The organism is Candidatus Pacearchaeota archaeon (assembly GCA_035404185.1).
Taxonomy (GTDB): Bacteria; Patescibacteriota; Minisyncoccia; order Minisyncoccales; family Minisyncoccaceae; genus UBA2211.
Map to the genome: position 1 here is coordinate 200,758 of DAONGN010000001.1, position 21,060 is coordinate 221,817.

The 21,060-nt window shown below is 31.8% G+C and carries 27 protein-coding genes; 24 read left to right on the top strand and 3 right to left on the bottom strand.

The window, feature by feature from the left end; genetic code table 11:
* From PLD14_01110 to PLD14_01130, 5 genes are read left to right on the top strand one after another with little or no spacing between them, the layout of a single operon-like run.
* Nucleotides 1-1,167 (top strand): ATP-binding protein, encoded by a 1,167-nt coding sequence (locus tag PLD14_01110; GenBank protein HPR79799.1) that lies wholly within the window; start codon nt 1-3, stop codon nt 1,165-1,167.
* 33 nt (nt 1,168-1,200) lie between these two features.
* On the top strand, nt 1,201-1,569 hold the full coding sequence (locus PLD14_01115; GenBank protein HPR79800.1) for a response regulator: 369 nt from the start codon (nt 1,201-1,203) through the stop codon (nt 1,567-1,569).
* Entirely contained in the window at nt 1,569-2,447 is an 879-nt protein-coding gene (gene mutM, locus PLD14_01120; GenBank protein HPR79801.1) for a DNA-formamidopyrimidine glycosylase, read from the top strand. The genes PLD14_01115 and mutM overlap by 1 nt, the downstream gene beginning before the upstream one ends.
* On the top strand, nt 2,444-3,346 hold the full coding sequence (gene holA / locus PLD14_01125) for a DNA polymerase III subunit delta (protein HPR79802.1): 903 nt from the start codon (nt 2,444-2,446) through the stop codon (nt 3,344-3,346). The genes mutM and holA overlap by 4 nt, the downstream gene beginning before the upstream one ends.
* The gene (locus tag PLD14_01130) at nt 3,343-3,984 is read left to right on the top strand and encodes an HAD-IB family phosphatase (protein ID HPR79803.1); all 642 of its coding nucleotides are present in this window, start codon (nt 3,343-3,345) and stop codon (nt 3,982-3,984) included. Before holA ends, PLD14_01130 begins: the two co-directional genes overlap by 4 nt.
* Nucleotides 3,985-4,010: 26 nt before the next feature.
* Here the strand turns inward: PLD14_01130 and rpsT are convergent, their stop codons facing one another.
* Entirely contained in the window at nt 4,011-4,280 is a 270-nt protein-coding gene (rpsT, locus tag PLD14_01135) for a 30S ribosomal protein S20 (GenBank protein HPR79804.1), read from the bottom strand.
* Between the two features lie 56 nt (nt 4,281-4,336).
* On the opposite strand from rpsT, the gene ruvA reads away from it, so the two are divergent.
* From ruvA to PLD14_01200, 13 genes are all read left to right on the top strand, one after another.
* Nucleotides 4,337-4,897, top strand: coding sequence for a Holliday junction branch migration protein RuvA (gene ruvA, locus PLD14_01140; protein ID HPR79805.1), 561 nt, complete (start codon nt 4,337-4,339; stop codon nt 4,895-4,897).
* Nucleotides 4,894-6,153, top strand: a complete 1,260-nt coding sequence (murE, locus tag PLD14_01145; protein HPR79806.1) for a UDP-N-acetylmuramyl-tripeptide synthetase — start codon at nt 4,894-4,896, stop codon at nt 6,151-6,153. The genes ruvA and murE overlap by 4 nt, the downstream gene beginning before the upstream one ends.
* A 44-nt stretch (nt 6,154-6,197) precedes the next feature.
* A complete protein-coding gene (atpB, locus tag PLD14_01150) occupies nt 6,198-6,905 on the top strand; it encodes a F0F1 ATP synthase subunit A (protein ID HPR79807.1) in 708 nt (235 codons plus the stop codon).
* Complete coding sequence (locus tag PLD14_01155; GenBank protein HPR79808.1) at nt 6,874-7,131, top strand: AtpZ/AtpI family protein; 258 nt, start codon at nt 6,874-6,876, stop codon at nt 7,129-7,131. Before atpB ends, PLD14_01155 begins: the two co-directional genes overlap by 32 nt.
* Before the next feature lie 13 nt (nt 7,132-7,144).
* A complete protein-coding gene (gene atpE, locus PLD14_01160; protein HPR79809.1) occupies nt 7,145-7,366 on the top strand; it encodes an ATP synthase F0 subunit C in 222 nt (73 codons plus the stop codon).
* A gap of 10 nt (nt 7,367-7,376) precedes the next feature.
* A complete protein-coding gene (atpF, locus tag PLD14_01165) occupies nt 7,377-7,865 on the top strand; it encodes a F0F1 ATP synthase subunit B (GenBank protein ID HPR79810.1) in 489 nt (162 codons plus the stop codon).
* Nucleotides 7,862-8,254: a F0F1 ATP synthase subunit delta gene (locus PLD14_01170; protein HPR79811.1), complete on the top strand. Its 393-nt coding sequence runs from the start codon at nt 7,862-7,864 to the stop codon at nt 8,252-8,254. Before atpF ends, PLD14_01170 begins: the two co-directional genes overlap by 4 nt.
* Entirely contained in the window at nt 8,241-9,743 is a 1,503-nt protein-coding gene (gene atpA / locus PLD14_01175) for a F0F1 ATP synthase subunit alpha (GenBank protein ID HPR79812.1), read from the top strand. The genes PLD14_01170 and atpA overlap by 14 nt, the downstream gene beginning before the upstream one ends.
* The gene (gene atpG / locus PLD14_01180) at nt 9,733-10,614 is read left to right on the top strand and encodes an ATP synthase F1 subunit gamma (GenBank protein ID HPR79813.1); all 882 of its coding nucleotides are present in this window, start codon (nt 9,733-9,735) and stop codon (nt 10,612-10,614) included. The genes atpA and atpG overlap by 11 nt, the downstream gene beginning before the upstream one ends.
* A 14-nt stretch (nt 10,615-10,628) precedes the next feature.
* On the top strand, nt 10,629-11,987 hold the full coding sequence (gene atpD / locus PLD14_01185) for a F0F1 ATP synthase subunit beta (protein HPR79814.1): 1,359 nt from the start codon (nt 10,629-10,631) through the stop codon (nt 11,985-11,987).
* Complete coding sequence (locus PLD14_01190) at nt 11,984-12,232, top strand: hypothetical protein (GenBank protein HPR79815.1); 249 nt, start codon at nt 11,984-11,986, stop codon at nt 12,230-12,232. Before atpD ends, PLD14_01190 begins: the two co-directional genes overlap by 4 nt.
* Nucleotides 12,233-12,313: 81 nt before the next feature.
* Nucleotides 12,314-13,258, top strand: a complete 945-nt coding sequence (locus tag PLD14_01195; protein ID HPR79816.1) for an NGG1p interacting factor NIF3 — start codon at nt 12,314-12,316, stop codon at nt 13,256-13,258.
* 90 nt (nt 13,259-13,348) lie between these two features.
* Nucleotides 13,349-13,987, top strand: coding sequence for a hypothetical protein (locus PLD14_01200; protein ID HPR79817.1), 639 nt, complete (start codon nt 13,349-13,351; stop codon nt 13,985-13,987).
* Nucleotides 13,988-14,072: 85 nt separating this feature from the next.
* On the opposite strand, the gene PLD14_01205 is transcribed toward PLD14_01200, so the two are convergent.
* A complete protein-coding gene (locus tag PLD14_01205; protein ID HPR79818.1) occupies nt 14,073-15,686 on the bottom strand; it encodes a tRNA uridine(34) 5-carboxymethylaminomethyl modification radical SAM/GNAT enzyme Elp3 in 1,614 nt (537 codons plus the stop codon).
* On the opposite strand from PLD14_01205, the gene PLD14_01210 reads away from it, so the two are divergent.
* Genes PLD14_01210 through PLD14_01230 form a run of 5 tightly spaced genes read left to right on the top strand, consistent with a single transcriptional unit; the run spans nt 15,685 to nt 19,293 of the window.
* Nucleotides 15,685-16,353 (top strand): methyltransferase domain-containing protein, encoded by a 669-nt coding sequence (locus PLD14_01210; GenBank protein ID HPR79819.1) that lies wholly within the window; start codon nt 15,685-15,687, stop codon nt 16,351-16,353. The two genes, PLD14_01205 and PLD14_01210, sit on opposite strands and share 2 nt — an antisense overlap.
* A gap of 6 nt (nt 16,354-16,359) precedes the next feature.
* Complete coding sequence (locus PLD14_01215; GenBank protein ID HPR79820.1) at nt 16,360-16,953, top strand: hypothetical protein; 594 nt, start codon at nt 16,360-16,362, stop codon at nt 16,951-16,953.
* Between the two features lies 1 nt (nt 16,954).
* Nucleotides 16,955-17,266 carry a hypothetical protein gene (locus PLD14_01220; protein HPR79821.1) on the top strand — a complete coding sequence of 104 codons (312 nt, stop codon included), beginning with the start codon at nt 16,955-16,957 and terminating at the stop codon, nt 17,264-17,266.
* Nucleotides 17,263-18,498 (top strand): endonuclease Q family protein, encoded by a 1,236-nt coding sequence (locus tag PLD14_01225; GenBank protein ID HPR79822.1) that lies wholly within the window; start codon nt 17,263-17,265, stop codon nt 18,496-18,498. Before PLD14_01220 ends, PLD14_01225 begins: the two co-directional genes overlap by 4 nt.
* Before the next feature lie 48 nt (nt 18,499-18,546).
* The gene (locus tag PLD14_01230) at nt 18,547-19,293 is read left to right on the top strand and encodes a slipin family protein (protein HPR79823.1); all 747 of its coding nucleotides are present in this window, start codon (nt 18,547-18,549) and stop codon (nt 19,291-19,293) included.
* Between the two features lie 26 nt (nt 19,294-19,319).
* Here PLD14_01230 and mltG read toward each other — a convergent pair whose 3' ends face one another.
* Nucleotides 19,320-20,339, bottom strand: a complete 1,020-nt coding sequence (mltG, locus tag PLD14_01235; protein ID HPR79824.1) for an endolytic transglycosylase MltG — start codon at nt 20,337-20,339, stop codon at nt 19,320-19,322.
* 253 nt (nt 20,340-20,592) lie between these two features.
* Here mltG and PLD14_01240 point away from each other — a divergent pair, with 253 nt between their 5' ends.
* On the top strand, nt 20,593-21,060 hold the full coding sequence (locus tag PLD14_01240; GenBank protein ID HPR79825.1) for a GreA/GreB family elongation factor: 468 nt from the start codon (nt 20,593-20,595) through the stop codon (nt 21,058-21,060).

Here is a 21,060-nt window from a genome sequence, read left to right on the forward strand (position 1 = left end):
ATGTCGGAAAAAATATTAAATTTTACAGAGACTAAAGAAGACGAACTCAGAAGAGTGAGAGCGGCTCTTTTGAATATTTTAGAAGACACTGAAGAGGCTAGAAGGGAGGCGGTTAGAGAGAAGAATAAAACCATGGCAATTATTGAAAATCTTACTGACGGTATTTTTCTTTTAAATAATAAGAATGAAGTAGAAATTATCAGTCCCTTAGTAGTCGATTTTTTTAAAAAAAACAAAGAAGAAATTATAGGGAAAAATATTGTTGATTTATTCGACAGTGAAGAGCTTAAAGAATTTAAGGAATTATTAATAGATTCTAAAAAAGGAAAGATTAATAAGGTTACAAAAAAAGAGATTTCAATTGGCCAAAGGATGAATATTGAAGTTTATACGATCTTTTTAGAAGAAAAACAAGAAGAAGGAGGAATTTTGATTATTCTTCATGACGTGACGAGAGATAAATTAATTGAAAAAATGAAGACAGAATTTGTTTCAATTGCCGCCCATCAATTAAGAACTCCTTTATCAGCGATTAAGTGGACTCTCCGCATGGTATTAGACGGAGAGACAGGGGATATTACTCAGGAACAAAAAGATTTATTGGAAAAGACTTATGTTAGTAACGAGAGAATGATTAGTCTGATTAACGATCTTTTAAATGTATCAAGAATTGAAGAAGGAAGATTTTTATATAAGCAAGAGATGGCTAGTCTTGAAGAAATTATTTCAACCGTTATTGATAGCTCTCAAGAGCTATTAAAGATGAAAAAAATGAAGATAATTTTCGACAGACCTAAAGAAATATTGCCTCAAGTTTATGTTGATAGAGAAAAAATGGAATTAGTTGTCCAAAACCTTTTAGAAAACGCTGTTAAGTATACTCCCGAAGGAGGTGAAATTAATATTTCTTTGGAAAAAAAGAATGACGAAGTTATTTTTAAGATTAAAGATACAGGCGTTGGCATTCCAGAAGCTCAAAAAGAAAGAATATTCACTAAATTTTTTAGAGGAGATAATGTTATTCGAATGGAAACTGAGGGTTCCGGTTTAGGGCTATACACAACAAAGAATATTATAGATGCTCATAAGGGTAAAATTTGGTTTGATTCAAAAGAAGGAGAGGGAACTACTTTCACTTTTACCATTCCAGTCATAACAAAGTCTTGACCAATAAACATAATAAGTTTAAAATGTGTATATATGTTTAAGAAGATATTATTAATCGAAGATGATAAGTTTTTGAGAGAATTAATGAATAAAAAACTCGTTATTTTGGGTTATGAGGTTGTTTCTGCCGCAGATGGAGAGTCAGGACTTATCATGATTAAGGAAACAAAACCAGATGTGGTTTTATTGGATTTAATTTTACCAGGAATTAATGGATTTGAAGTTTTAGAGAAAGCTAAAAAAGATCCAGAAATCGCTAATATTCCAGTTGTTATTCTTTCTAATTTAGGACAAGGAGAAGATATCGAAAAAGGATTAGCCTTGGGAGCAAAAGACTTTTTAGTCAAAGCTCACTTTACTCCCCAAGAAATAGTTAATAAATTAAAAAGTATTTTAGGATAATGCCTGAACTTCCAGAAGTAGAAACAATAGTCAGAGATTTAAGAAAAGAGGTCCTCCATAGGACCTTTATTGATATTTGGACCGATGCAAAGGGAATGATCAAGAAAGATACTCTTGAAAGTTTTAAGAAAAAAATAATAGGAAAAGAAATAATCAATATTAGAAGAAGGGCCAAGAATATTTTAATAGATTTATCTGATGATTACGTTCTTTTAGTTCATCAAAAAATTGCAGGACATTTACTTTTTGGAAAATGGAAAATAGAAAAAGGGGTTTGGGTTTCAGAAAGAGAAGGTCCGCTCTTAAGTGATCCTATTAATAAATATATTCATGTTATTTTTTTATTAGACAATCACAAGCAATTGGCTCTATCTGACGCTAGAAAGTTTGCTAAAATTGAGCTATGGAAAAAAGAAGAATTAGAAACATCGAAAGAATTTATCAAATTAGGGCCAGAACCACTAGAAAAAGATTTTACCTTGTTAGAATTTAAAAAATTGTTCGAGAAAAAGAAAGGAAAGATTAAGCAGATTTTAATGGACCAGAACTTTATTTCTGGTATTGGTAATATCTATGCTTCAGAAATTCTTTTTAGGGCCAAGATTCATCCCGAAGAAGAAATTAAGAATTTGAAAGATGAAGATTTGAAAAATATATATACAGCAATGAGAGATATTTTAGAGCGGGCAATTGAATTAAGGGGAGATAGTTTTTCTGACTTTAGAACATTATATGGAGAAAAAGGAGAAGCTCAAAATATGAATAAGGTTTATCAAAAAGATGGTCAGTCTTGTCCAAGATGTAAGGGAATGATAAAAAGAATAACACAGGGGGGAAGAGGAACGTTCTTTTGTCCTAAATGTCAAATAAAAAGATGATAATATTATTATACGGAGAAGATACATATAGGCAGAAAAAGAAACTAGGAGAGATAATGGAAGAACACAAACAGAAACACAAAAGTGGGCTTAATTTAAGATATCTTGAGGGAAAGAGCATCTCTTTTGATGATTTAAGAAATGAGGTGTTGGGCATTTCCATGTTTAAAGAAAAAAAGTTGGTAGTAGTTTTGGATCCATTTTCTAATCCTAAATTAAAAGAAGACCTATTAGAAAAAGGAGAAGCTTTTGTTTCTTCGGATAATGTTTTACTTTTAGTCGAACAATCAAAAATATTAGCGAAAGACAAGCTTTTGGCTTTTTTAGACAAAAATGGTAAAACTCAAGAGTTCGAATTATTAACTGGGGTAAAATTAAAAAATTGGATTCAAAAAGAAATTGAAGCAAAAGGAGGGATTATAGATGATTCTGCTTTAGAAAAATTAATTGAATATGTTGGTTCTGACTTATGGAGGATGGAAAATGAAATTACAAAATTAATTAGTTATTCGAAAAGCATTTTAGAAAAAAATATAGACTTATTAGTTCATCCGAGTCACGAAACTAATATATTTGATACGGTTGATGCTATTGCGGCAAAGAACAAAAGAAAAGCAATTAATTTAATTAAGAGCCATATTGAAAAGGGTGAATCAGCTATATATATCTTAGCGATGATCGCTTCACAAATAAGAAATATTATTTCAGTTAAAGGAGGTGGAACAGGACAGCTAGGAATGCACCCTTTTGTTTTTAGAAAGACGACTTTTCAAGCTAAGAATTTTAGTTTAGAAGAATTGAAAAACATGTACGCAAGAATAACCCAATTAGATTCAGAAATAAAGGTTGGTAAAATTGATCAAAGCATCGCATTAGATGTTTTAATTTCAGAAATATGAAAAAAGTTATTTGTTTTGATGTTAATGGAACATTGGTGGAAGAAAATTCATGGGAGCTTTTTACTCAAGGAGACAAGTTAATTGAAAAAGAAATCGAAGAAATATTTAAAGGATATTATTCTGGCAAAAAATTAATTGATGATGCTTGGGGAGAATTAGTTGTTTTATTAAAAAGAATAGGAAAATCAAATAAAGATTTTATTCATAGCTGTTGGGGACAATCTAACACTTTTAAGGAAGGAGCCAGAGATATTGTTAAATACTTAAAAGAAAAGGATTATCAAATATATCTCATTTCTTGTTCAATTGATATTTATCTTGAATGTATAGTTGAAGAATTAAAAATAGATGGTTTCTATGCTGGTAGCCATTTGATGTTTGATTCTTCAGGAGAATTAAATAAAATTACCAGTGAATGTGTGAAAGGAAGAGAGTATAAAAAAGAAAAATTAAAAGAATTAGCAGAAAAAGAACATATTGCAATTGAAGATGTTATTTTTGTCGGAGATGGGGACAACGATATCGGGGTTTTTGAAATGACCAAGCATGGGATTGCAATGGGGAATCAGAATGAAAAGCTACTTAATTGTTCATGGAAAAAAATTAAGTCGTTAATAGAGATTAAAGATATTTTATAAGAGAAAACCGGGCTTCCCCGGTTCTTTTATTTTTTGATAGATTTGCTTATCTTTTTCATCATTCTTGATTTTTTTCTCGAAGCAGTGTTTTTCTTTATCACCCCTCTTTTAGCTGCCTTGTCAAGAGCTTTATAAATTTTTGGAAGTAGTTTTTCTGCTCCAGCTGCGTCATTTGCAACTAATAAAGCATTAGCTTCTTTGATAAGCTTTCTCATTTCTAAAATTCTCTTTGAATTAACGACTCTGCGTCTTTCGATCTGAGCAGGACGTCTTTTGGTTGTTTTTGTAACTGGCATATACGATATATATACACTAATTGTTTAAATATTGCAAGTTTGATATACTGAATTCAATGATAAGTCACATTTTCGGAAAAATTATACATAAAGACGACAAAAAGATTATTCTTGATAAGTCAGGGATAGGTTTTGAGGTATTTTTAGCCCCTTCAGACCTAAGAGAGCTTAATATTGGTGAAGAAAGGAGTGTTTTTACCTTTCTTTTTTTAGGAGAAAAGATAATTGAGCTGTACGGATTTTTAACACCTGAAAAACTCGAATTATTTAAGATATTAAAAGGTGTTTCTGGAGTTGGACCTAAAACAGCTATGGGTTTAGCGGTGGCTGGTTCTCTTGAGAAATTAAAAGATTCATTAGAGAAAGGAGAATTGCCTGAGGATGTTAAGGGAGTTGGAGTGAAAAGACTACAGAAGATACTTTTGGAAATAACAGGAAAGATAAAAGAAGTAAAAAAGGTTAGTCCTAAGAAAATTACTAAAGATGAAGTATTTGATGCTTTGACAGCTTTAGGTTTTAACAAACAAGATGTAGCTGATGCCATTAGTCAGATTCCTGAAGATGTTAAAGGAGCGAAAGAAAGACTAAGAGAAGCTTTAAGGTTGTTAGGAAAATGAGCATTAAGACAACAATTAGAAAATTACTTCCTAAAAATTTAATCAATCTATATCATTTGGGATTAGCTTTTTTGTCAGCTTTAATTTACGGTTTTCCTTCACGAAAAATAAAAGTGATAGGAATTACGGGAACTAATGGCAAATCAACTACATTAAATATTGCTTCTAAAATTTTAGAAACTAATGGTTTTAAAGTAGCAGCTTTAACTTCCATTATGTTTAAGATAGGAAAGAAAGAGGAAGAAAACAAATTAAAGATGACGATGCCAGGAAGATTTGTGATTAATAAGTTTTTGAGCGATGCGGTTAAGGCTAAATGTGATTATGCTTTTATTGAAACAACATCAGAGGGAATAGTACAGAATCGTCACAGGTTTATAGATTTCAAAACAGCCGTAATTACTAATTTAAATCCTGAGCACATTGAATCTCATGGTGGATTTGATAATTACAAAAAAGCCAAAGGAAAGTTCTTCAATGATGTTAAGGGGACTCATATTGTTAATATTGACGATAAGCATGCTCCTTATTTTTTAGAATTTAAAGCTGATAAAATCATAACTTACGGAATTAAAAATGAATTAGCAAATATTAGAGGAGAAAATATTATTGCTAATTCCAATGGTTCAACTTTTAGTGTAGATGGAATTAATTTTAATTTAAAGATTTTGTGCGATTTTAATATTTATAATGCCCTAGCGGCAATTGCAATTGCTTCTTCAGAAGGAATTATTGTTGAAAATTGCAAGAGAGGAATTGAAGTAGTCAGTCAGATCGCAGGAAGAATGGAAAAAGTAATAGCAACTCCTTTTGAAGTTTTTGTTGATTATGCTTTTGTTCCCGAGGCTTTAGAAAAAGTTTATCAATTTGTAAAGCCAAAGAACGGGAAGCTTATCTGCGTTTTAGGTTCTTGTGGTGGAGGAAGGGATAAATGGAAAAGGCCTGTTTTGGGTGGATTAGCTAATCAATATGGAGACGTTGTCATTATTACTAATGAAGACCCATATGATGAAAAACCAGAAGATATTATTGATCAAGTTAGCGTGGGAGTTAAGGATAAAGAAAAATTAATTAAGATTTTTAATAGAAGAGAAGCAATAAACAAAGCAATATCATTAGCTAAAGAAGGGGACGTAATTGTTGTTACAGGAAAAGGATGTGAGCCTTGGCTTTGTTGGGAGGGAGGAAGAAAAGAAGCTTGGGATGATAGAAAGATAGTCAGAGAAGAATTTAGTAAAATAATGCAAGAAATATAGATTTCTTGACACAAAGCTCTTTTTAGGTAGAATAGAAATGTCTTATGAATATACATATAGCTTTAACAGGAGAGCCAGTTTTTAGATTTTTGGGAATAAACTTTACCAACACTTTTGTTATAAGCATATCTATAGCAGTTTTTATTATCATCTTTTTTCTCTTTGCATTTAGGAAAAGAGAGATTATTCCTGGTAAAATGCAGAACTTTTTTGAATTTATTTTAGAAACAATCTTCTCTCTTTTTGATGGAATGACAGGAGACAGTAAAAAGACGGAAGAAATTTTTCCTTTAGCAGGAACATTGTTTATTTTTATCTTATTAAATAACTTATTAGAAGTACTCCCCGGATTGGGGATTTTTCATTTCTTAAGATCGCCTAGTTCAGACATTCACTTTACCTTGGCTTTAGCGATTTTTTCAATGGTTTTTATTCATTATACGGCAATCAAGAAATTGGGAGGGATTGAATATTTTAAAAAGTATATTAAATTTGAAAGTCCGATTATGTTTTTTGTAGGAGCTCTTGAGGCGATGGGAGAAATTACCAGAACAATGTCATTGGGAATTAGGTTATTCGGAAACTTATTTGCGGGAGAAATATTGCTAATGATTATATCCTTCATGGTTCCTTATATAGTTCCGCTTCCGTTCCTAGGTTTGGAGATTTTCGTTGGATTTATTCAAGCATTAGTATTTTCATCATTAATAACAGTATTCTATGTCACAACCACAGCCGAAGAAGGGCACTAATATTGGATACGCGCTTTCAATGGGAAGTCAATTAGGATTTTTAATTGCTTTTCCTTTAGTAATTTGCGTATTAATAGGAGTAATGATAGATAAGAAACTGAATACTTTTCCCTGGTTCCTTTTATTGATGGTGTTGGTGGGAATAGGATTAACAGTTGTTGATGTATATAAAGTAATAATTCCTTTTTTGGAAAAAAGGTCGGTTAATATAAATAATAAAAAATAATTTAAATAAAAATATGGAATCATTAACAGCAATTGCAGCTGCATTGGCTATCGGTTTAGGAGCAATTGGACCGGGCCTAGGTATTGGTATGATTGGATCAAAAGGTTCTGAAGCTATCGGAAGAAATCCAGAAGCAGCTTCAAAAGTTCAAACAGGTATGATTTTGGCTATTGCCTTCGCTGAAGCTATCGCCATTTATGCATTAGTAGTGTCTTTAATTATATTATTCGTCTAATTAAAAAATAATGAGCAGTGTAGAAATAGATTGGAAAATATTAGTAGGCCAAATAGTTAACTTTGCCATTCTATTTTTTATTCTTAAAGCCTTTATTTATAAGCCTTTTCTTAATCTTTTGAAAACAAGAAGAGAAAAGATAGAGGAGGGAATTAATAAATCTGTTGAAGCCGACAAAGAACTTTCAAAGATAGGAGAAATGAAGGTAGATTTAGAAAGAATCAACGAGGAAGAAAAAAAGAAAGTTTTAATTAGGGCAGATGAAGAGGCAAAAAAAAGATTAGAAGAGGCGAATAAAAAAGCAGAAGAAGAAAGGTCTGCTATTTTAGCAAAAGCGCAAAAAGATGCAGAAGTTTTAAAAGAATCTGAAAAAGAAGTAACTAAGAAAAAGACAATTGAAAATGCTTTTTCTTTAGCAGAAAAGCTTTTAAAAGAAAATATTGACGAGAAGAAAGGAAAACAAATTGCTGAAGATTTTTTAAGCAAACTTAAGATATGAAGATAGAAAAAGAAATTTCATCTTGGGCTCGCGCCCTATATCTCTCGCTTGAGGAGCACCCAGAAGATGCCAAGAAGCTTTTTGCTAATCTTAAAAAATCATTAGATAAAAAATCTGTTTTTATTCCCGCAATAATTAAAAAGCTTAAAAGAATGTATTTGAAAGAAAAAAGGGCAGAATTGTTTTTAGCTCAAGAATTCAGTGAAAAAGAAAAAGATGAAATTAAGGAAAAAATAAAAGATATCGTTAAGGGAATTGAAAAAGTCGACGATGTTTTAGATGAAAGCCTTTTAGCTGGTTTTCGTTTAAAAACAAAAGACGTGTTAGTTAAGGCTTCAATGAAAGATGTTTTGTTGAAGTTAAAAAACAAAATATATGGATATAATTGAACAATTTAAAAAACAATTAGAAGGATTGGATGTTTCTCCAGAGATGGAAGAGGTGGGTGAAGTTATCGAGATTAAGGACGGAGTTGTTAAGATTTCTGGACTTAAGGGAGTCGAGAATTTTGAGATGATTGAATTTGATGGAGCTAATGTTATGGGATTGGTTTTGAACTTGGAAGAGTACGAAGTCGGTGCTGTAATTTTAGGAAGTGACAAAAATATCAAAGAAGGAACAACAGTAAAAAGGACTAAAAAGGTTTTCTCCGTGCCGGTGGGAGAGGGACTTTTGGGTCGTGTAGTTGATCCTTTAGGAAGGCCATTAGATGGTAAGGGTGAAATCAAAGCTAAAGATTTTTTACCTTTGGAAAGAAAAGGACCTTCAGTTATTGAAAGGCAGCCGGTAACAAAACCTTTGCACACTGGAATTAAAATGGTTGATGCTTTGATTCCGATTGGTAGAGGACAAAGAGAATTGATTATCGGAGATAGAGGACTAGGAAAGACTGCAATTGCATTGGATGCAATCATTAATCAGAAATATGAAAAGAATAGGCCATTCTGTATTTACGTTGCTTGCGGACAAAAGAAAGCAAAGGTTAGAAGATTGATTGCTACTTTAGAAAAAGAAGGAGCAATGGAATACACAACAGTTGTTTGTGCTTTTCCTGATGATCCAGCTAGTTTTATTTATTTAGCTCCTTTTGCCGGAGCAACAATTGGAGAATATTTCAGAGACAACAAACAAGATGCTTTAGTTGTTTATGATGATTTAACTAGACAAGCTTGGGCATGGAGAGAAATTTCTTTAATTTTAAGGCGTCCACCAGGTAGAGAAGCTTATCCCGGCGATGTCTTCTATCTTCACTCAAGACTTCTTGAAAGAGCAGCTATGATGAGTAATGAAAAGGGAGGTGGTTCTCTAACTGCTTTGCCAATTATTGAAACTCAAGCAGGAGATATCTCTGGATATATTCCAACTAACGTAATTTCTATTACTGATGGTCAAATATTCTTGGATTCAACTTTGTTTAGAAAAGAACAAAAGCCAGCTATTAATATTGGAACATCTGTTTCAAGAGTAGGTTCAACTGCTCAAATGAAGGCAACTAAAAAAGTTGCTGGAAGATTGAAGCTTGATTTGGCTCAATTCCAAGAACTAGAAAGATTTTCAGAATTTACTGAAGAATTGGATCCTCAAACTAAAAAGACAATTGAAAAAGGTAAAAGAATGAGAATTCTTTTAAGGCAATTTGATTTGAAGCCTCTTCCGATTGAAAAAGAAGTTATCGTTATTTTCACCGGAGTTAATAGCGATATTGAGGAAGTTCCGATGGACAAAATCAGTGAATTTGAAGAAGAAGTTTTGAAAATTGTTCAATTAGAAGCTCCTCAAATATTAAAAGAGATTAAGGAAACAGGAGAGATGAGCGATAAAAACAAAGAAAGCCTCTTAGATTTAATAAAGAAAGTTAAAAAGAACTATGGAGCTTAAAGAAGTAAAAGCTAAAATAGGTTCAGTCAAGAATATTTCCGAGATAACTAGTGCTATGGAGACTTTCTCGGCTTTGAAAATGAAGAAAACTCAAAAGAGGTTTTCTGAATCAAAGTCCTTTGCTGAAGAAATGGCTAGAGTATTAAAGAATATGAGAAAGGATTTAAAAGAGCACAAGTCTGTCTTTTTTGAAGAAAGACCAGTGAAAAATATTCTTGTTTGTGTCGTTGCTTCTGATCGCGGTTTTTGTGGATCTTTTAATGCTGGTATTTTAAAGTTTGCCGATAAAGAAATTGCAAAGATAAGAGAGGAGGGAGAAGTAGAAATTATGCCTATTGGTAAAAAAGCAGTTAAGCATTATTTAAAAAAAGAAAGAATTAGGTATAGTTTTTCTGGTGTCGGTGATTATTGGGAGTTTAAGCAGACCAAAGAAATATCAGACTTTTTAATTAAGTCATTTTTGGAAAATAAATATCAAAAAGTATATATTTTCTATACCCATTTTCAATCTTCTTTTATTCAGAAGCCTTCATTGGCACAATTATTTCCCATGGAAGACAAAACAGTTGAGAATTTCTTAAAGAAAGAAGAGGAAATGAGCGGAGGTCATAGTGCTAATTATTTATTGGAGCCATCTCCGGCAGTAATTTTAGATGAAGTTATACCTGTTTTTGTTGAATATTTAATCTATCAGTTTATTCTTTCAGCTAACACTTCTGAACATTCAGCTAGAATGATGGCAATGCGTAATGCATCAGATAATGCAAGAGATTTATTAGAAGGATTGAGGTTAGCATATAATAAGGCAAGGCAACAACAAATAACTTCTGAGGTTTGTGAAATATCATCGACCAAAGAGGCAATGGAATAAAAAATAAAAAATATATGGCAAAAATAATACAAGTTATTGGGCCGGTGATAGACGTCGAATTCGAAGAAGGGCATGTTCCCGCCTTATACACCGCGCTTACAATCAAAGAAAAAAACCTTGTTCTAGAAGTAGAGCAAGAGTTGGGCGAGGGCAAGGTAAGATGTCTCGCTATGGGCCCAACAGAGGGCTTAAAAAGGGGACAATTAGTCGAGGATACTGGTAAACCAATTGAGGTTCCAGTTGGCAAAGAAGCTTTGGGAAGATTATTGAATGTTTTAGGAGAACCAATTGATAATGCTGGAGAAATCAAGGCTGGCAAAAGAGAGCCTATCCACAAAAAAGGACCAGAATTAAAGGATCAAAAATCAGAGATTGAAATTTTGGAAACTGGAATTAAAGCAATTGATTTATTATGTCCACTACCTAAAGGAGGGAAGGTAGGATTGTTTGGTGGTGCTGGAGTAGGTAAAACAGTTTTGATTCAAGAGCTTATCACTAACATTGCTAAATTCCATAATGGATATTCAATTTTTGCTGGTATCGGAGAAAGATCTAGAGAGGGTAATGATATTTTTGGAGAAATGAAAGATGCAGGTACTCTTAAAAATACTTGTTTGGTTTTTGGACAAATGAACGAAACTCCTGGAGTCAGATTGAGAGTTCCTTTTACCGCCTTAACTATTGCTGAACACTTTAGAGACGTAGAAAAGAAAGATGTTCTATTATTTATGGATAACATTTTTCGTTTCGTTTTAGCTGGTTCAGAGGTGTCAGCTTTATTAGGAAGAATTCCTTCTCAAACTGGATATCAACCAACCCTATCTTCCGAGGTCGGATCGTTACAAGAAAGAATTACTTCAACTGAAGACGGTTCAATTACTTCAGTCCAAGCTATATATGTTCCAGCTGATGATTTGACTGATCCAGCTATCGTTGCCACCTTCTCTCATCTTGATTCATCACTTGTATTGTCTCGTGCTATTGCTTCGCTTGGTATTTTCCCAGCCGTAGATCCATTGGAATCAACCTCATCATTATTGAATCCAAGAGTTGTCGGAGAGAGACACTACAAGGTTGCAACTGAAGTTAGAAAAATTCTTCAAAGATACAAAGAGTTGCAAGATATTATTGCTATTTTAGGAATTGAAGAGTTAGCTGATGAAGACAAGATTGTGGTTAGCAGAGCCAGAAAGATTCAGAAATATTTATCTCAGCCATTCTCAGTTGCTGAAGTTTTCTCAGGTATTCCTGGAACATATGTTAAAATTGAAGAAACAATTGAAGGATTTGAAAAGATTGTTTCTGGAGAATTGGATCACAAGTCAGAAGAAGCTTTCTTTATGAAAGGAAATATTAATCAAGTTATTGCATGAAAGTAGTAATATTAACACCGGAAAAGAAAATATTTGAAGGAGAGGCAGAGATGTTGACCGTGAATGCTCGCTCGGGTCAAATTTCAGTTTTATCAAATCATGCTCCTTTGGTTGCCGCTGTTGATACTGGAAATATTATTTTAAAGACGAAAGAAGGTAAGAAAGTTTTTGAAAATGAGAGAGGAGTTTTAAAAACTAGAGATAATCGAACCAGTTTGCTTCTGAGGAAGTGTAGAGAGAAATAGAGAACGGGGCTAGGCCCCGTTTTTGTAATTTTATTGAATTTGAAGTATATTGAATGCATAATAAGATTGAATAAAAATACTATGAAAATACAGGAAATATTTGATTTAGCGATACAGATGGGGATTGATTCTGACTTTAGAGGCAAAGAAGGAGTTGTTAAGGTTTTAAATAGAAAAAAGAAAAAATATGAAGCTTTGTCTCCCGAAGCTAAAGAAGAATTTGATCAGGAGGCTTTAACTAATCCTTATTTAGATACCAGGATTTATAATATTGCTGAAGATAAAGAAATTAAAAAGATTTTAGTAGGAATTGATATTGATACTTCTGAATTATTATTAGCTAAACAATTAGGAGATATCGATTTGGTTATGGGCCATCATCCAATAGGAAGAGGACTAGCTAACTTAGCTGATATTATGGAAATGCAGGCTGATGTATACAATCATTATGGTGTACCAATTAATGTTGCTGAGGGTCTTAATTCTCCAAGGATAAGTGAGGTAGCAAGGGGAGTTAGTGGTTCTAATCATCAGAAATCAGTTGATGCCGCTCGCATTCTAGGAATTAATTTTATGAATGTTCATACTCCGGCTGATAATTTAGTTGCTAGATTTTTAAATAATTTAGTTGAAAAAGAAAAACCAGAAAGAGTAGAGGACTTAATAGATTTATTAAAAGAAGTTCCTGAATACAAAGAAGCAATTAAGATTGGTGTTGGGCCTAAGGCTATAACTGGAAAACCTGATAGTAGATGTGGAAAGATTGCAGTGACAGAAATTACTGGAGGAACAGAAGGTTCTCCTAAATTATTTGAGAAAATGTCTCAAGCAGGAATAGGAACTACCTTAGCAATGCATGCTTCAGAAGAACACAGAAAAGAAGCAGAAAATGCTTGCATTAATGTTGTTATCGCTGGACACATTTCTTCTGATTCTTTAGGTATGAATTTGTTCTTAGATGAATTAGAGAAAAAAGGAATTGAAATTGTTTGTTCTAGTGGTTTAACAAGATTTAAAAGATTTTAATTAAGATTTGAATCTTATCATTTGAACCAACATGAAAAAGCATCAAAAGATTAAAAATGTTCGAATAATTAATATTAATTTCATAAATATATGAGTTTTGAACAGCCTAATTTTGAAAAAGAAGAAAACCTAGAAAATGAAGTTGAACAAAAAGAAAAAGAAGCCGCTTTTAAGGAGAGGGTTATTGATTTTTTAAAAAAGCGTGAACGATTTCTTTCTCCTGAAGATAAAGTCATCCCTAATAGTGGAGACAGAGAAATGATATTAATAAATAGAGAAGCTTTGCTTAATCAGGCAAAACAAGAAAATTATCTAGGGCATTCTGATATTTCAGGTGAATATGATGGGGAGGAAGTAATACAAGAATCTTCTTCTATTAGTGAAACTATTGATAATGACATACTTCATTTATTAGAAAATTTTAAAGATACCAACATAAAGGAGGAAGCTTTAAAGGAGCTTCAGGAAGAAGCGATAAGTATTTCTGAAACGCTAGGCCAGCTTATGGAGAATAATCCCAAATTTATCACAGAGCACAATAAAAACTCTAAAAGAAATCCAAAGTTTGAAAAAACAGAAGAATTTAAAAAAGCTTACGAATTTGCAAAGAGTAAGTATGCCTCTGTGCCTTATGGAGAGCAAACCATAAATAAGTTGAACTTGGACATAGAAGAGGGTAATTATTCTGATATTTTGGAGATATATCAAAATAGAGATACGACAGTATAGCGCTTTTTGGCGAAGTTGTATTTTGGGATAAATTTAAACAATGATTATTAAAAAGGTTCCAAGTTTGTTCCATTTCCCGAGCAAATTAATCTATAAGCGACTTAATCATGTATCCATCTTTGAGTTTGTATCCTAATTTTTCTTTGTAGTAATTCCTTGCTCCTATTCCAGAGATGATGGCTATTTTATTTATTCTAAATTCTTCTTTAGCTATCCTTTCAGCTTCTTTTATCATTTGTTGTCCTAGTCCTTTATGTTGAACTAGAGAATTTTGTTTTGATATTGAAGCAGCTTGACCGTAAACATGGACTTCTCTGGTAATCGCTGAATCTTTTAAAACAGGAATAACATTTTCATTATTTGAATTTATTCTTAATCTTAAAAGAGAGTAAATGTTTTTTCTTTCTTTGTCTTCAAAGCTCAAGAATATTTCCTTTCCATTAGAAGCATCGTAGTCTTCTCTCATTAAACATATTTTATCGTTGCTTTTTGAATCTTTTATTTCTCTACATCTAATACACTGGCAGTGCCAGTTTTCTTTTTCTGCCTCAATATCAATTATTTGTCTTAAGTTTGATATTTTTGCTCCTCCTTCAACGATTAAGGGTGAGGGGATATCTCTGACAATTCTTTCTATTCTTACATATCTAGGAATTAGTTTTTTAATTGATTTTATCGTTTCAATTAATTCTCTTTCTTTATATGGTTTGTATTGTTTTTTAAGATACAGATTATATAGTGGAGCCTCTTTAACTAGAGCGCAGGGATATATTTTAAGGGAATCTGGTTTAAAGTTTTGATTGTTAAACAATTCTTTAAACATTTTAATATCTTTTTGAGGATTTGATTTGGGCAAATTAAGCATCATTTGATACGCCACTTTAAACCCAGCATTTTTTAATAGTTCCGTTGCTTTTATTGTTTCTTTGATTCCATGGCCCCTTTTATTGAATTTCAAAATATCATCATAGATTGATTGAACTCCTAATTCAATTTTAGTTGATCCCAATCTTCTCATTTCAATTATTTCTTTTGAATTAATATAGTCAGGTCTAGTTTCAAAAGACATTCCGATAATTCTACATTTAGCTTTTTCATTTTTCTTTTGAGCTAATTCTAGTTCTTTCCATAGTTCATCAATCTTTTTTGTTCTAAAGTTTTCTTTTTTATTTTTCTGATTATTAGCTGCTTCAAAGCACTTTTTCACAAACCATATTTTATATTTCAAATCATAGAAGGACCAAGTTCCTCCAATCATTCTTAATTCAATCTTATCAGTTGTGTGCCCAGACATATCTAAAACTTCTATTCTTTTTTGAGTTTGTAAATATGGGTCAAAGTTTAATTTTTTAGCTCTTTCAACGGCTGGTTCGCCAGAAAGATAGCTTTTAGGGATGTCAGTTTCAGAAGGACAATAAAGGCATTTTCCTGGACATTCATATGGCTTAGTTAAAACCGAAACATTGACTATTCCCGATAATGATCTAACTGGTCTAGTTTTTAGTAATTTTTCTATTTTTTCACTCTTTTTAATTCTTTTTTTAAAAATTAGATTGTGGTAAGATTGTAATAAAGAGATATTGGAAGGGCAGGAAACCTTGTATTCCTTAGATATTTTCCTTTTTGCCGACGATAAATCTTTCTGGGTTTTAGTCCCTAATTTAAGTAATTCTTTAATTATTAATTCGTTTGTTTTCATGAATAGTAAATATGCTAAAAAAATATTAGATAAGACTGTTTTGGATTATAACAGTATTGCTGATAAATATTCAAGAGTGAGAGAAAAGGACTGGAAAGAGTTTAATTTTCTTTTTGATAAATATCTTTTACAAAATGATAAGGTTTTAGACTTAGGATGTGGTAATGCTCGTTTCTATCAAGCTTTTAAAAATAAGAATGTTGATTATCTAGGAATAGACGTTTCTTCTAAGTTAATCGAAATTGCTAAAAATAATCATCCAGAGGGAAGATTTGAAGTTTCTTCTATTAATTCTATTCTAAGCAATTCTTTTGATAAGGTCTATAGTATTGCTGTTCTTCATCATATTCCTTCTCGTGAATTACGTTCGAATTTTCTAAAGGAAATGAGAAGAGTTTTAAAAGACGATGGATATTTAGTTTTAACAGTTTGGAATTTAAAAAATAAAATAAAAAAAAGAAATTTTCTTGATTGGTTTAGATTAGACAAGGGCGATGTTTTTCTTCCATGGTATGGAAGTCATGACACATATTTCCATTGTTTTAATTTAGAAGAATTGATACAATTAGCTTCAGAAGTTGGATTTGATATAATTGATAAGGGAGAAATATTAGTTGGAGAAAAACCTTATTCTAATTTCTATATTGTCGGAAGAAAAATTAAATAATAATATATGGCAAAAAGAAAACAAGATATCGAGGTTAAATATAATATAGTTGTCTCTGGTGCTGCTGAGGTTGGGCACTGTTGTGAAAAAATAGAAGAGATATCAAAAGAAATTGGAAGAGAAATTGCTAGACAACAGCACACTTTAGTTAGTGGGGCAACAACTGGTGTTCCATACTTTTCAGCTGTTGGTTGTAATGAAGAGGGAGGGTTTAATATTGGTTTTTCTCCAGCTGCTTCTGAAAAAGAACATTTAAAAGCATATAAACTTCCATTAGAGCCCTTTAATATTATGATCTATACTGGAGCCGATTATGCTGGACGTGATATTATTATGACTAAATCAGCCGATGCCGTAATCATTGTTTGTGGAAGAATAGGAACTTTGCATGAGTTTACAACTGCAGTTGAAACCAAGAAGATTATTGGTATCCTCGAAGGAACCGGGGGAATGGCGGATAAGATTAGAGGTCTTGCTGAAAGTTATTGTAAGGTATCAAAGCAAATTATCTATGATAGGGATCCTAAATCTTTGATTAAAAAAGTAATTAAAGAAATAGAGCATCAAAAAGGTGATAATTCAAAAATACTTGATAAATAATATGGCAATAAAAAAGAAAGTTGTTAAAAAACCAACAAAGAAGATTGTTAAAAAGGTTATTAGAAAAGAAAAAAAGATTGGAAAGATTACTCATTATTTTGATAAAATTAAAGTAGTGGCAATTAAATTAAGCGATAATTTATCTATTGGAGACACGATTAGAATCGTCGGGGGAGAGAATACTGATTTTAAACAAAAAATTGTTTCAATGGAGTTTATGGGCGAAAAATTAAAAAAAGCTAAAAAAGGAAAAGAGATAGGAATAAAAGTAAAAGATAGGGCTAGAGAGGGATACAAAGTTTTTAAAATATGAAATTCATAGCTGATTTCCATATTCATTCAAAATACTCTAGAGCAACAAGCGGACAAACAGACTTGGAAAACATTTCTAAGTGGGCGGAAATTAAAGGAGTTAAGGTTATTGCCACAGGGGATTTTACTCATCCGCAATGGATTAAAAGTATTAAAGAAGAATTAAAGCCGGCTGAACCTGGCTTATTTCAATACAAAAATTCTAATACTAGATTTTTATTAACCACAGAAATTAGTTGTATTTATTCTAAAAAGGAAAAGACGAGAAAAATTCATCTTATCGTTTTATCTCCCTCAATAGAGATTTCAGAAAAGATAAATGAAGAATTATCTAAAATAGGTAATTTAAAATCTGATGGTAGACCAATATTAGGTCTTGATGCTAAAGAACTAGTTAAAATTGTTTTAAATATTTCTTCTGATTGTATGGTTATTCCAGCTCATTGCATGACTCCTTGGTTTGGATTATTTGGTTCTAAATCAGGATTTGATTCAATGGAAGAGTGCTTTGAGGAATTATCATCTTCAATCTATGCGGTTGAAACTGGGTTATCAGCTGATCCTTCAATGCTTTGGAGAATACCTGATTTAAGGAATATGGCCCTTATTTCTAATAGTGATGCTCATAGTCCAGAAAAGATTGGTCGAGAAGCTAATGTTTTTGATACCAACCTAGATTATTATTCAATTATTAATGCGATTAAAACCAAGAAAGGTTTTTTAGAAACGATAGAATTTTATCCTCAAGAAGGGAAGTATTATGGAGACGGACATCGAGCTTGTAATATTTATATGGATTCCAAAGATTCATTAAGATATAATGAGATTTGTCCTATTTGTGGAAAGCCTTTGACTGTTGGAGTGATAAACAGGATTGAAAAGTTGGCCGACAAGCCAGAAGGATTTATTCCAGATAATGCAATTCCTTTTAGAAGCATTGTTCCTTTGAAAGAAATAATCGGAGAAGCCTTAGGTCTTGGTTCGGGAACTAAAGGAGTTGATGCTGAATATCAAAAATTAATTAAGGCGTTTAAATCAGAATTTAATATTTTGTTAGAAATTCCTTTTGAGGAACTTAAAGAAGTTGTTTTTAGTGATATTGTTGAGGGGATAAAGAGGGTAAGAGAGGGTAAGGTGAACATATCTCCTGGATTTGATGGAGAATATGGAAAAGTTAAAATATTTTCTGAAGTGGAGAAAAGAGAAGCAATAAGGCAGAAGACCTTGTTTTAGAAGTTAATAGGTGATAATCTTTTATTATAATAATAATTAAACAAATATATGGACTTTTTTATAATAATAGTCATAATCATAGCGATTATTTTGATTTCAATTAGGCAAATTAATCAATATGAGAATGGGATTTTATTTACCTTGGGAAAGTTTACTAGAATCATGAAACCGGGTTGGAATATTGTTCTTCCTGTTATTCAATTTTACAAAAAAGTAGACATGAGAGTTAAGGCGGTAAATGTTCCCGATCAAGAAGCCATAACTAAAGACAATATTTCAGTTAAAGTCAACGCTGTTATTTATTATAAAATAAATTCAGCCGAAAAAGCAATATTGGAAGTCGAAGATTTTTATTATGCTGTTTCTCAATTAGCCCAAACAACAATGCGTAATGCAGTTGGTCAGGTTGAATTGGATGAGCTTTTATCTCAAAGAGCTACGGTTTCTGACAATATCAAGGAAATCATTGGAGAATCAGCTAATAATTGGGGAGTTAAAGTTGAAAATGTTGAGTTGAAAGATATTACTTTGCCTGAAGAAATGAAAAGAGTTATCGGAAAACAAGCTGAAGCAGAAAGAGAAAAAAGAGCTGTAATTATTAAAGCAGAAGGTGAGGTAGTTGCTGCTGACAATATGTCCAAGGCCGCTAATATTCTTGCTCAATCTGATGGAGCCCTACATTTAAGAACATTACAATCAATTAATGATGTTAGTTCGGATCAATCTAATACAATTATTTTTGCGATACCATTGGAAGTTTTAAGGGCATTTGAAAGGTTTGGCAAAAAAGAATAATTAAAGACCGGGATTGCCCCGGTTTTTTATTTTAAGTATTTTATCTTATTTCTATTGTGCTCTTCTAGTGTTTTGGCCCAAATCGTTGTTCCGTCTGGAGCAGAGAGATAATAGTAATAATCTGTTTTAGTTGGATAAACAGCAGCAATAATACTATCTATGCCTGGATTACTAATTGGACCCAAAGGAAGTCCATCGTTTCTATATGTATTATATGGAGAATTAATTTGAGTATCTTTGGTATATACCTTTGAATTTTCATTCCCCTGAGCGTAAAGAACCGTAGCATCAACTTGTAATCTCATTCCTTTATCTATTCTTTTCCAAAGAATTCCCGAGACAACTTTTTTATCTTCCGTGGTTTTAACTTCTTTTTCTATTATTGAAGCCATGGTAATTATTCCAAATAATGTTTTATTCTGTCTTTTGATTTCATTCTTTAAGTCTGGGGTTATTTTTTCATCAAAATTCTTTAGCATTTTATTAACAATGCTATTTATATTATCTGTTTTATCAATATAGTAAGTGTCAGGAAAAAGGTATCCTTCAAGACTTAAATTTTTTGGTTTATCAGAAAGGAAGCTAAAACTATCTATGTTAACAGATTCATTTTCTCCAGTTGGTTTTCCTGTGATAGTGTAAAATTCTTTTTCTGTAGTTACTCCTTTTTCTTCAAGATATTTAGCAATATCTCTTAAATCCCAACCCTCGATAATAGTTATTTTTTCTTTATTTATTTCTCCGTTGGTAAAAATATTTATTATCTTCGATATGCTCATCTGTGAAGAAAGAAGATACTCACCAGCTTGTATTTTAGTATATTTACCAGAAATGGCTGCATAAATAATAAAAGTATATTGATCTTTGATTATTTTTTCTTCTTTTAAGTTTAGAGCTATTTTTTTGACTGTCTGGCCTTTTTCAATAGTAAATAGTTTGGCTTCGACTCCTTCATTAGAAGCAGAAAAAAAGGAATTAATCAAAAAAATAACTAAAAATAAGCAAAAGATAGAAAAAAGGTAAATGATAAGTTTATTTATTTGCATAGATATATCATATTTTACAATTGCAGTCTTGACAAGTGCAGAGCAGAGAGTATAATTTAATCGTAAATATGGAAAGAAATACTACAAAACAGTTATATACGATTGTAAATGTCTGCACCAAAAATGGGGTATGGTTTTTGGCTATGATTTCAAATAAAAATAAAGGGAGGGGAAATTAAACATAATTAATAAGATTATAAGACAAAATCCTCTCCCCAAAAATGGAGAGGATTTCTGCTTATAAAACAAAAATATGATAAAAACATTTTACTTAACAAGAGAAGGTCTAGAGAAAATAAAGAAAGAATATGAAGACTTAAAATCGCTTCAACGGAACGAGATTTTAGAGTCGGCTCCTTCAATGCTTGAGGGTGATGCTTTAAATCCTGATTATTCATTTTTTAAGGAAAATTTAGAAGAGCTCGAAAAAAGAATTGAAGAATTAGATAATATTTTAAAGAATTATAAGATTATTAGAAAACCAGGAAAATCAGAGCAAGATAGGGTTTCTTTAGGAGCTAAAGTTGTTTTAAAAAATGATTCATCTAATCACGAAGAATATAAGATTGTTGGAACCCTTGAAGCAGATCCTTTTAAAGGGTTAATAAGTGATGAATCACCATTGGGCATGTCTTTTATTGGAAAAAGAGTTGGTGAGTCTATTTCTTTTAATGGTAATAATAACTACAAAATATTAAAGATACAATACGAGGAATCTTAA